At 48.7% G+C, this 11,923-nt stretch carries 10 protein-coding genes and 1 tRNA gene; 7 read left to right on the top strand and 4 right to left on the bottom strand.

Going from position 1 to position 11,923, the window contains the following annotated elements:
• Positions 1-79: 79 nt before the first annotated feature.
• The 7 genes from JCM17844_RS01215 to JCM17844_RS01185 all read left to right on the top strand — a co-directional run bounded on the left by JCM17844_RS01215 (position 80) and on the right by JCM17844_RS01185 (position 8,889).
• Positions 80-2,275: a P-loop NTPase fold protein gene (locus tag JCM17844_RS01215; protein WP_210431116.1), complete on the top strand. Its 2,196-nt coding sequence runs from the start codon at positions 80-82 to the stop codon at positions 2,273-2,275.
• A 365-nt stretch (positions 2,276-2,640) separates the two neighbouring features.
• Positions 2,641-3,807, top strand: coding sequence for a site-specific integrase (locus JCM17844_RS01210; RefSeq protein ID WP_210431115.1), 1,167 nt, complete (start codon positions 2,641-2,643; stop codon positions 3,805-3,807).
• Complete coding sequence (locus JCM17844_RS01205) at positions 3,807-4,601, top strand: hypothetical protein (protein WP_149999293.1); 795 nt, start codon at positions 3,807-3,809, stop codon at positions 4,599-4,601. The genes JCM17844_RS01210 and JCM17844_RS01205 overlap by 1 nt, the downstream gene beginning before the upstream one ends.
• Positions 4,602-4,697: 96 nt before the next feature.
• Entirely contained in the window at positions 4,698-4,940 is a 243-nt protein-coding gene (locus tag JCM17844_RS01200) for a helix-turn-helix transcriptional regulator (protein WP_210431114.1), read from the top strand.
• The gene (locus tag JCM17844_RS01195; protein ID WP_149999292.1) at positions 4,930-5,232 is read left to right on the top strand and encodes a hypothetical protein; all 303 of its coding nucleotides are present in this window, start codon (positions 4,930-4,932) and stop codon (positions 5,230-5,232) included. Before JCM17844_RS01200 ends, JCM17844_RS01195 begins: the two co-directional genes overlap by 11 nt.
• Positions 5,222-7,336, top strand: coding sequence for a DUF3987 domain-containing protein (locus JCM17844_RS01190; RefSeq protein ID WP_149999291.1), 2,115 nt, complete (start codon positions 5,222-5,224; stop codon positions 7,334-7,336). Before JCM17844_RS01195 ends, JCM17844_RS01190 begins: the two co-directional genes overlap by 11 nt.
• 533 nt (positions 7,337-7,869) lie before the next feature.
• The gene (locus JCM17844_RS01185) at positions 7,870-8,889 is read left to right on the top strand and encodes an ImmA/IrrE family metallo-endopeptidase (protein WP_210431113.1); all 1,020 of its coding nucleotides are present in this window, start codon (positions 7,870-7,872) and stop codon (positions 8,887-8,889) included.
• Position 8,890: 1 nt separating this feature from the next.
• On the opposite strand, the gene JCM17844_RS01180 is transcribed toward JCM17844_RS01185, so the two are convergent.
• The 4 genes from JCM17844_RS01180 to JCM17844_RS01165 form a co-directional block, all read right to left on the bottom strand.
• Positions 8,891-9,832, bottom strand: a complete 942-nt coding sequence (locus JCM17844_RS01180) for an alpha-glutamyl/putrescinyl thymine pyrophosphorylase clade 3 protein (RefSeq protein ID WP_149999289.1) — start codon at positions 9,830-9,832, stop codon at positions 8,891-8,893.
• Positions 9,833-9,851: 19 nt separating this feature from the next.
• Positions 9,852-10,877 (bottom strand): thymidylate synthase, encoded by a 1,026-nt coding sequence (locus tag JCM17844_RS01175; RefSeq protein ID WP_149999288.1) that lies wholly within the window; start codon positions 10,875-10,877, stop codon positions 9,852-9,854.
• A 174-nt stretch (positions 10,878-11,051) separates the two neighbouring features.
• Positions 11,052-11,127: transfer RNA gene (locus JCM17844_RS01170), tRNA-Lys, on the bottom strand.
• 125 nt (positions 11,128-11,252) lie between these two features.
• The gene (locus JCM17844_RS01165) at positions 11,253-11,915 is read right to left on the bottom strand and encodes a glutathione S-transferase (RefSeq protein WP_210431112.1); all 663 of its coding nucleotides are present in this window, start codon (positions 11,913-11,915) and stop codon (positions 11,253-11,255) included.
• Positions 11,916-11,923 lie beyond the last annotated feature (8 nt).

Here is an 11,923-nt window from a genome sequence, read left to right as displayed (position 1 = left end):
GGGTTTTCATTGCACCTGCCCCGATGATTTGGAAGAATCCGGAACAGAAGTCGATGCAAGGCAAGAAAGTGAGGCCATAGTGGCAGCAACAGAAGCACCGCAGAACGCACATAAATTGTCGTCTGATGTTCCCATCCAAGATCCTGAGGACGACATTTATGGGATCAATAATTTCACACAAGCCATTGCGAAAAGTATTGTTCATGCGGATGCGTCTGAAGGACTGGTTCTTGCCGTGACTGGGGCTTGGGGATCGGGAAAAAGTAGCGCCTGTAACCTTATTCTTCATCACCTGAAACCCCAGATAGATGATCAAAAAATCGTTCCGATAACCTTCAATCCATGGTGGTTTGCCGGGGCAGAAGCACTCACAACATCTTTCTTTCAAGAACTGAATGCTTCCATTGGAAAGTCTCTATCCAAAAAAGCCAGAAAAGCCATGGCATCTATCGGGGCACGTGTTTCGGCCGCAAGCCCATTGATAGGTGGCCTTGCAGGGTTGATGTCCACACCAGCAGCGGGCGCGGTTGTAGGAGCAACTGCAAATCTATTCAGAAAATTTAAAGAAGCCGATAAAACGGTGGAACAAGAACACAAACTTCTGTCGAATGCTCTCACAAAGCAAGACAAACGGTTCCTGATTATCATTGATGATATTGACCGCCTTGGCACAGATGATGCGCTTCAAATATTCCGCCTTATCAAATCTGTCGGGCGCTTGCCTAATGTTATATATTTGCTGGCATTTGATCGAATATTAGCCGAAAAAATGCTGGCTGAAAGATTCCCTTCTGAAGGGCCAAGTTATCTTGAAAAGGTTATACAAGGCGCTTTTGAACTCCCATTGCCGGATCCATTTGATTTGCGGAATTCCGTACTTCACATGGTTGACAGCATTATGGGACCCCCAGAAGAAACAGAGCATGAGCATGACCGATTTTGGACTCTATTTCACGACATCACAGCCGCTCTGATTAAAACGCCGCGTGACGTTCATAGACTCAGCAATGCAATTCGCGTTTCTTGGCCTGCTGTTTGTGATGACGTGAATCGAGCAGATTTTCTCTCCATTGAATGTCTTCGACTGTTTCTTCCAACAGTGCATGCCGCTATCAGGGCGAACAAAAAAATGCTGTTCGAAATTTCGCCATATCATGGAAATGAAGGCGAGACCCTTGTTGAGTATGACAAGGCATTTTTAGTTGATGTTTTTAATGAGACATTTTTGAAAGATCTGAGTGGCAGAGATAGAACCATTGCGCAACAGGCCATTCTTCATCTGTTCCCAAGAACACAGAATGTCTGGTCAAGAGTAACGGTTAAGGACATGAACACCGATTCTTGGCAGAAGAACCGTCGGATAGCGTCTGAATCTCATTTCCCACACTATTTTACATTTTCAGTAAACGACGAAACCATATCAGCCAAAGAGCTAGAAGAATTTTTAGCTAATGCCGGAGATCCAAAGAAAATTGCCAATGCCTTTAAAAAAAGCATTACGCAAAAAAGACGCCGGGGCGGCACAAAGGCTGCCTTGTTTCTGGAAGAACTGGCTCTTCATCAAGAAGCAATCAGTGATGATGCTGTTCCCGCTTTTTTGTGCGGATTATTCTCAGTTGCTGACGATCTTAATGTTGAGGCAGACGCAGGACAGGTTTTTCAAGTAGACGGCAATATATTCCGGATTCACCGCCTGATGAACCGCTTGATGCGCGGTCGGTTCGATCAGGCCAAGCGAACGGAGCTGATTGAACAAGCATGTGAGCATGCATCGTTGGAGTGGCTAGAAAGCATTTCCAATGAATGCCGAAAAGAGCATAGCCCGAACGAGGAAGATCAGGACCATAGAGAGCAAGAACCATTCATTACCAAAGACGCTGCTCAGCAACTAACCGATTTATTTCTGCAACACATCCGCGCGGCTGCCGAAGATTTATCACTTAAAAAACATCGAAACATGTTTTGGCTGCTCTTTAGGTGGCGTGATGTCGCAGATGCAGCGGAAGTTAAGCAATGGGTGGATGAAAGATTGGGCGAGGACGATTTTGTCATAACGCTTTCAGAGAAATTTGTTAGCCATATAGACCCCTTGACACTAATTTCTCCTAATCTTGACGATAACGCTACCATAAGAGACGATAACGCTACTATAAGAGGAACGCTGGACATAGATCGATTCCAAGAAAGAGTGGATGAACTGCTCGATAGAGATTCAATGTCAGCTGATGACCGGTCAAAACTGAAACGATTTAAAGGTACCTTTGCCAAGGATTAGGAACGCGTTTCTTAACGCAACTTATATATTCTGTTGGGGCTTTTGATTTCGTTCCCAAGCCCTACCCCCCATCCGGGGCAATACACCCCAGCGAACTCCACGTTCCGGGTATAAAAAAAGCACCTGACCATTTCTGGTCAAGTGCTTGAAATCTTTGGTGAGCCGTGCAGGATTCGAACCTGCGACCTACTGATTAAAAGTTAGCCTCGGGGCCTTACGCTGTGTTTCCGTCAATGGCGCTTTGTCTCTATAAGTCACTGGTATTACAGGCATTCATTAATCATTCATCTACGCCTCATTACTCCCTGATCTCACGCATTTCGCTACCGCGTGCTTCCGTATTGCTTCCGTGGGAAAGGGAACCGGTGACTATCAAACTGACCAAACGCATCATCGATGCCGCCACAGCCCAAGACAAAGATTATATGTTGTGGGATGCCGAGGTGAAAGGCTTTGGCCTGCGCGTTTATGCCTCCGGCATTAAGAGCTACATCATCCAATATCGCAATGCCGCCAAACGCACCCGCAAGCTCACCCTTGGCCAACATGGCGTCTTGACCCCCGATGAAGCGCGCAAACTGGCCCGCGACAAGCTGATGAGCGTCACCCATGGCGAAGACCCGTCCGCCGAACGCCAAGACTTTGTGCGATCCCCTACCGTTGCCGATCTATGCGACCGCTTCATAAGCACCCATGTGGAACGCCACTGTAAGCCCGTCACCATAAGAGAATACCGCCGTTGTATCGAGATATTCATTAAGCCAACCATCGGACATATGAAGGCAGTTGAAGTGGAGCGCAGGCATATCTCCGCCCTACACGCAAAACACGGCTCGACCCCTTATCAAGCTAATCGCACTTTGAGCGTTTTATCTATCCTGTTCAACAAGACGGAAGAATGGGGCTTGCGTCCCGATGGCAGCAATCCCTGCCGCCATGTGAAGAAATATCCTGAAGAAAAGAAGGAACGCTATTTAACCCGCGATGAGATTGCCGCCCTTCTGGCCACGCTGGACGAACGGCAGGCGGCAGGGCTGGAAAATATGTTCTTCGTTGCCGGAATCAAACTGTTGCTGTTCACCGGCGCGCGCTTGGGAGAAATCCAGACAGCCAAATGGGACTATGTGCGCGGCAATGTGATGGAATTACCGGACAGCAAAACCGGCAAGAAGCGCATCTATCTTGGCACCGCAGCCCTTGAGGTGCTGGCACGCCTCCCCAAGCTTGAAGGCAATCCCCACATCATTGCGGGCGCAAAGGATGGCGGTTACTTGACCGATTTTCAAAAGCCTTGGCGGCGGGTGCGCGCCGCAGCCGGTTTAAACGATGTGCGCATCCATGACCTGCGACACACCTTTGCCTCTTATGCAGCCTCAAGCGGCGAAAGCCTGCATATGACCGGCAAGCTCTTGGGGCACTCTCAGGCCCAAACCACCATGCGCTATGCCCATCTGGCCGATGCTCCCATGTTGGAAGCCGCCGAACGGGTGAGCCAAGCCATTAATGCAAGTAAAAAATGCGAGAGTAAATAGTGACAAAGACAATTAGAAGCTATTCCGATTTATCTCCAAGAGATCTGGCTCAGGTAGTTGAAGACGGCGTCTTAAAATCTCTAGCACCCCGTTTTTACGGAGACGACGATCTTACTAAAGAGTATTTTTCGATATCGGAAGAACGACATAAATATATAAAAAACAAGTTTGAATCTCCAAATGTACATGATTACACAAAAGATATTGGGATAATCAATATACTTAGGGGAACAAACCTCACGCCATACTGTGAAAATTACTGGGACCTTGATAGACAAATTAAGCTGCAGGCTTTATCTCGAATTCGATCAAAAGAATGGATAGCTGTCGGTTTTATGTCACCCCGGCACGCGAATGATATTCCCCAGCCAGCTCCTTTCGATTATTGGAAGGACATTCAGTGTTTTAAGAACGATATCTTGAAACTTGGCACACTAAAAATGGAAGCAGTTCATATTCTGCCCGCTCGACTTTTATATATAGAAGGCCAATCAGCGCGCAAAATCAATGTGACACCTCAAGGTACAACTGCATCTATTCCAGAAACTGGGGAGACGAACAAACCCAAGCGGGGCGGACCAGACAGCAAAATGGCCCTGATCGTTGCGGCCTATAAAACCCTCGTGCAGCAAGGGACGATTACGCCATCCGATGGCAACAGTCTTCTTGCTTACCATGTCCGAGAGTGCATTCTGGATAACAATCCGGATATCCCCCGAGAAGGCCGCAATGGCCTGTCTGACGAAACCATCCGGCGAACGATACAAAAACTCAATTCCACAAATCATAATTAGTGGATTTGTGACCCTGTTTTGAGGTCCGGGATAAGGGCAATTCCATAAGCACCACAGCGCAATCAAGCGTTGGGAAAGCCAATATGGAGTCACTTTATGCCGGACCAATCTATTGCCGCAGCACGCCGCGATTATCTCTATCAACTGATCAACGAATATGAGGCCGCCGATTATATCCGCCATTCGGTGCGCGCCTTGCGCAATTGGCGGGTGCGCGGTGGCGGGCCGCGATTTGTCAAAATCTCTGGCCGTTCCATCCGCTATCGCCGCCTTGATCTGGATCAGTGGATCGAAAGCAAGCTGATCGCCTCTACCTCGGAGGTGGCCAATGACAACTGATCGCTTCCAGACCGTGAGCCAATTTGTGCAACCGCTCTTGTTCAGCCTCATCTCCCGCCTGTTGCCCAGCGGACGGCGCGAAGGCCGCTATTGGGTGGCTCTCAACCCAACACGGGCCGACCGCAAGCGAGGGAGCTTCAAGGTCAATCTTATGACCGGCGCTTGGCGTGACTATGCCACCGGCGACGGCGGCGGCGATGTGATCAGCTTATACGCCTATGTATACGGCCTTAAGCAAAGCCAAGCCTTAAGGCTCATCGAGCAGCAAGCGGGGATCAGCAATGACCGTTAAGTTACATAAAGCTCCTTATAGCTTAGCTAAGGCTCATCCGCGTTTGGGGACGCCCTCTTACCTATACGTATATAAGGACAGCGACGGCCAACCTTATGGTTACATATACCGGTTCGATCTGGCCGATGGCGGCAAGAGCTTTCAGCCTTATGATCCGGTAACGGACCAATGGCAGATGCCGCCCCGCCGCTTGCCTTATCAGGCAGACCGCATTCATGGCAGCGCCGATGATCTTTTGATTGTCACCGAAGGCGAAAAGGCCGCCGACGCCCTTTTGGGGCTGGGCTTGGTTGCCACCACCAGCATGGGCGGCAGCAATGCCGCTCATAAAACCGATTGGTCGCTATTGGCGGGCCGTTCCGTCGTGATCTGGCCAGACCATGACCAAGCGGGCATGGCCTATGCCCAGTCTGTGGCGGCAAAGCTTTTGGAACAGGGTGCGCGGGTATCCTTGATCACACCCTCCCTTGAAGGCATCAAGGCCGCCTTGGACACCATAGGCGCTTCCATGGCGTTCAAAGCTGGGCTTCCGGCCAAATGGGATGCAGCGGATGCTGTGGCCGATGGCTGGACAGCGGCGTATGTGCGCGCCCTGGCCCGCCATGCCGCACCCTATGAGCTTCCCCATAAGGCAAGCGCTGCCAATGATGACTGGCCGCAACCGGATCGCCACTTTCTCGACCCGGCGCTTCCGGCCCCGGCCTTCCCGCTCGATACCCTGCCCCCGGCATTGGCGCATTGGGTGGAGGCCACCAGCGAGGCCACCTCGGCCCCAAGGGATTATGTGGCCGCTTCTTTGTTCGCCGTATCCGCAAGCTTGATTGGCAACAGCCGCACCATCTTTGCCTTTGGTCAATGGACCCAATCACCGATCCTGTGGTTTGCGCTGGTAGGCGCACCCTCGGCAGGTAAAAGCCCGGCCATGCGCCCGATCATGCAGACCATGAAGGCCATCGAGGCCGAATATGGCGACGTCTTACAACAAGATTTGCGCGATTATGAAACCACCAAGCAAGAAGCCCTCCTCAAACATGAGGCTTGGGCAAAAGCCTGCAAGGACGCTGTGGCAAAGGGCCAGCCTGCCCCTCGCCTGCCTGAAGATGCCATGGAGCCCCAAGCCCCCGAACACAAGCGGCTGATGGTAACGGATGCCACCATCGAAGCCCTATGCCGGGCGCTTCCGGCCAATCCGCGCGGGCTTCTTATCTATCGTGATGAACTGGCGGGCTGGTTATCCAACTTCGACCGCTATAATGGCACACGCGGCGGTGACCGCGCCTTCTGGCTGGAAGCGTATGAAGGCGGCACCTATAGCATCGACCGGGTGAAGAACGGCGAGAAACCCATTTTCATTCCTTATCTTGGCACCTCTATCCTTGGCGGTATTCAGCCCGACCGCCTGAAGAAACTTCTCTTGAGCGGTGATGATGATGGCCTGAACGCCCGCTTTCTATATGTCTGCCCCGATCCCGTTAAGCGTCGGGTGCCGAAGGGGCCGCCCTGCCATGAGATATTGGAAACGACCTTAAGGCGGCTTGAGGGCCTTAAGATGGGCACCAACGATCAAGGCAAGCCCGCCCCCATCACCTTAAAGATGGCACAAGAGGCGCAGGCGATCTTTAATCCATGGTGGGAAGCGGTGGCGGATCGTGCCCCCATGGGCCGCCTTGCGGGCTGGTGGGGCAAGATCGAGGGACGCGCCTTAAGGCTGGCGCTGACCTTAAGCATGCTGGACTGGGCCGCCGATTCCCTTAAGGGGCCGGAACCCACAGACATCAGCGCCTCGGCCATGCAACGGGCCTTAAGGCTTTTGGAAGACTATTTCTGGCCCATGGCGCAACGGGCCTTTGGCGAGGCGGACGGGCAAAGCAGTGATCCCATCGCCTTAAGGATCGCCCGCCATATCGAGGCGAAAAAGCCCGAAAGCCTTAGCGTGCGCGATTTGCGGCGGACCTTTCTTAAGAACGAAACCACAAAAGCCGTGATGGATGCCTGCCTGACCTTAAGCGGCTATCACTGGCTGAAACCGGCCTTTGCCCGCCAAGGCGAAACAGCGGGCCGGGAAAGCAAGCGCTTCCTTGTCAATCCGGCCCTAAGACCATGAACAGCCCCGGTGCCAATAGCGTCAATAGCGCCAATAAGTCCTAAACGGTGATGCTATTGGCACTATTGGCACTAATGGCACTAATGGCACTATTGGCACTATTGGCATTACGACATTTCACAACTATTTATGAAATCAACCCTCTCATTAAAGCACTAATGGAACCCTCTTGGAAATCGCATTCACCTCAAAGGATATACGAGAAATTTGCGAGAATCGCCAAGTTGCAGTAAACAACTTAGGGGAGGACGTAACGATATCGCTGATAAAGCGTCTCGCTGATATATACGCCGCTTCAAACGTATATGAACTGATAGCAGGCGATCCGGAAATATCTGGGAACACATGCGTTATTCAATTAGCTGATAACCATAGACTTTCTATTAGCCCCAACCATCCAAGGCAGCATGCTAATCCCGCATCTCTAGATAGTTGGATTAATGTAAGTCGGGTAAAAATACAGGGTATTTATCATGCTCCAGAATGAAGAGGCATTTTCTCCTGACTGGCGCTCTCCGCCGGGGGACACGATCTTGGACATTCTCGACGAACGAGGGATGTCGATTGAAGCCTTTTCTTTGTTAATCGACGAAACCCCTTCTTTTTCACAAAGCCTAATAAGTGGCAAGGCACGAATTACCGCTAGAATTGCCCTTAAGCTTTCAGAACAGCTTGGTTCAACAAAAGATTTCTGGCTCACGAGAGAAGATCAATTTCGTAACGAAAGACACTCTGTCCGGTCTATCCAGAGTTTAAGTGAATGGGCGCGCCTTTTGCCTATATCGGATATGAAGAAATTCGGATGGCTCAGCCCGGGGAAAAAACAAAAATCATTGGTAGAGGCATGTCTAAACTTCTTTGATGTCCCAAGCCTTGAGGCTTGGAAGGAAACTTATGGCGATAATTCGATGCAATCCGCCTTTCGTAAGTCTGCAATACGCGAAGCCGATGACTTTGCTGTTGCTGCTTGGTTACGCCAAGGTGAAATATTATCCAATAGAATTAAAATAAATAAGTGGGACAAGAGAAAATTTTTATCCGCACTACCAGAATTAAAAAGACTTACATGGTACAAAAATCCATCATTATTTCTACGTAAACTCCAAGAAATATGCGCTAATTGTGGCGTTTATCTTGTTGTTGTTAGAGCTCCCAAGGGCTGTAGCATTAACGGCGCAGCAAGATTCAACAAAAGAGGATCCCCAATAATACAATTAAGTTTTCGATACTTATCAGATGACCATTTTTGGTTCACATTTTTTCATGAATGTGGCCACCTAGTCCTTCATGAAAATAAAATCCCTTTCTTCGAAAATGACGGAATGTCCTTAGACCAAGCTGAAGAGGAAGCAAACCTATTTGCTTCCAATCAATTAATCTCCTTAGAATTTCAGCCAAAATTATTAAACTTAAAGCCATCTAGTAAAGATATCATGTCATTTGCTAAAAAGGCAGGCGTATCGCCAGGTATTGTAGTTGGACAATTGCAGCATTACCATCTGATTGGTTACAATCAATTCAATCATCTAAAACGCCGATTCCAGTGGAAATAAACTACCCTCGAAAATAAATATACTTATCTGGTGACTTTTGCCAATTGCACATAGCATCTTCCATCACCTGCATATCAAGCCCAAGATGAAAACCTAATTTTTTCACCATCGAATCCAATTTCTTTGCCGAGAAATCCTCCTCGGAAACAGCAAATAATAACTTCGCACCACGCATAGGACCCGTTGCCCCTTCAATATAGGGCTTTCCCGGCGCAATAGGTGCTAACCCGAGCTTTCCAAGCATTGTAAGAAAATCAAACTTACCCAAGCGTCCAAACCGTGCTACAGCATCCATATCATGATATAGGAGATCGAATACTTCATATGGATTCTGGCCAACCTTTCTATGAGAGCCCCTAATCAGTTCCACATGGCTATGAGACGGAGCCAACCAATTTACATAACTCTCTATAACAGCCCCCGTCCCAGCATCTGTATCTCTCAAGCTCTCATATTTTCTGTGATTACTAAAACGGCGAGATATGCCATCACCCGTTAATATTGGATAGTTCGTAGCAAGCCATGCTCTCATTCGAGCTGGCTCTACACAGACGCTATTCCAATTCCACACTCCTCCTTGGCCAAGTTTACCATAAATATCTTCAACCAATCGCCACCCATCCATTGCGTGCATTCCAAAATGAGTAGCCAAAAATACCAACCAAAAAGCCTCGTCAATATCACCACGTTTCTGCAAAACGGCAGCGGCTTTAATGGGGTCAAACATACCAGAGAACGGCCTCGAATAATTCAAATCTTTAACACGAATACTTATTTTCTTTATATATTCTACACGACGAATACTATCAATAATTTGATAAACAAATACATTCATCATTTTATCTTGAAAAATTCCCGGCATACTGCAAGTATTTTTATTGTACTCTACCAACATATTTTTTATATTATTAAACTCTTCTCGATTCTTATTTCTAATTTTCATCTCAAATTTCACATTCTATTTATAATAACGATAATTGCTTACTTTTTTCTTTAATTAAATTGTTGTTATTTTTTATTTTAATTCGAAGATACTGCTTATAGGCGTTCGCATTAATATGGCTACTCAATTCATCAAGTTTATTTTTCTTTATTCTGTCTTTAGACCACGCGTAAGCCATAAGAAGTACGGCCAAGTCTTTCCAATAAGTGTTAAGTTTTATATCCTCTGGTTGAGTTAATTCACCACTTCTTATTTTTTGTTCGATACCCAAAAAATCAGCGACTCCAGACATCTGACAACCCATTGGCATCGAAGGCATCGAATGGGCCGTCGATTGCCACCCTTCAGCCAAATAACGTTCCGCATCCGCCTTCTTGTCGTTATATAAATGAAGGCTTCCAACAAAATGCTTGTACCCTCCTAACTTCACACCAATTGACCGAGCTATAAGCTCCTGGATCATTGTGAAGCAGAATATGTCATGCGGTAGTCCGAAATAAGCGTCGTTTGAACGCATACTTGTAATCATATGCAAACGTTCATTGCGAATCAAAAACTGCAGCGAGACAGTGCATGGTATTTCCTTATAATCCTGCTCGAAATCTCGCGGCTCAAGCAGCACTATTACCGCCCTTTTAGTAGTCGCCTTTCCTTTTAACCGCTCAATGACTTTTTCTAATTGGTTGACACCATGCCCTCCACCTGCCCCGTTACCACGAAACCGGGGACCGTAAGCTCCGCGGACAGTCTTTTTATCCTCTGATTCATTCTTATATACGGGGAGATAATAAGTTATGTGCTCCAGTTGATCACTACCAGACAGATACCAACATAACTCACCTAGGGGGCTGAATATCCTGCCTCGAGTCTCTGTCGCACTCAGACGTGCGCGCGGATTTGTTAGCTCCAGAAGAACCCCAACTTCCTCGACGCCCTCTCCCCGGCTCCAAGTCAACCCTCTGCCACCAGCAGAATCAATGCTACCAAGAAGACGAGCGTAAACCTCACGTAACAGATCATCCAAGGTTGGTTTTTTTATGTGCATTTCTCCATATTCGATATGAATATTAGAAAAATCAACTCTTGGTTATAAAATAAAATTAATTATGGATAATTTGCCATATCAATTTCCCGGCTCTAACGCCCCCGGTGTGCTTCCGTATTGCTTCCGTGAAACAAAAAAGCACCTGACCATTTCTGGTCAAGTGCTTGAAATCTTTGGTGAGCCGTGCAGGATTCGAACCTGCGACCTACTGATTAAAAGTCAGTTGCTCTACCAACTGAGCTAACGGCCCCCAAGAAACAGCGCGACAGAATTTGCGCCGTTGCCGTGGAAGTGCGGCGGACCATAAGTGCGTGAACCGGTGCGGTCAAGCCCTTGAGAGCACTCTTGTAAAAAAACTTTTCACAGCCCCTTTTTTTACCGCCTTCCCCTACAAAAAATCGCTGTTGTGGGTCCACGGCTCTTCCAGCGCTGCGGCACGCCAGCCTTGGAAATCCGGCCAATCATGCACATGGGCCACATAGCGGTTTGCGCTTTCTCCCAATTCCACATCATAAGACCGCAGCCGCGTGGCAAGGGGCGTAAAAAACGCATCGGCAATGGAATAATCGCCATATAAAAACGGCCCGCCCGACAGGCGCAGGGCTTCATCCAAAGGGCTTCAACGCGCGCCACTTCGGCCTTGGCTTCATCGCTTAGCGCTACCGCTTTTGGCGCACGCTTCAGGTTCATCGGCATTTCCGCACGAATTTTGGCAAAACCCGAATGCATTTCCGCCACCGCCGAGCGGGCATGAGCGCGCAAAAACGGCGCTTGAGGCCACCAATGCCGCCCTTTCGGGAATCGCTCTGCCAGATGATCGCAAATGGCCAAGCTGTCCCAAATGGTGATCTCGTCATCGATCAGAACCGGCACACGATTGGCCGCGCTGAACTGGCTGATCTCTGCTTTGAAATCCGGCGTATCAAGCACGATCAGCCGTTCATTGAACGTCAAGCCGTTCGCCTTCATGGCCAGCCAGGGCCGAAGCGACCAGCTTGAATAATTCTTATTCCCGATAATGAGGGTGAGATCCGACATGGCGCGCC

This window comes from Iodidimonas gelatinilytica (assembly GCF_008579125.1).
Lineage (GTDB): Bacteria > Pseudomonadota > Alphaproteobacteria > Sphingomonadales > Rhodothalassiaceae > Iodidimonas > Iodidimonas muriae.
Note: the sequence above shows the minus strand (reverse complement) of the source record. Positions and strands in the feature narration are given on the sequence as shown.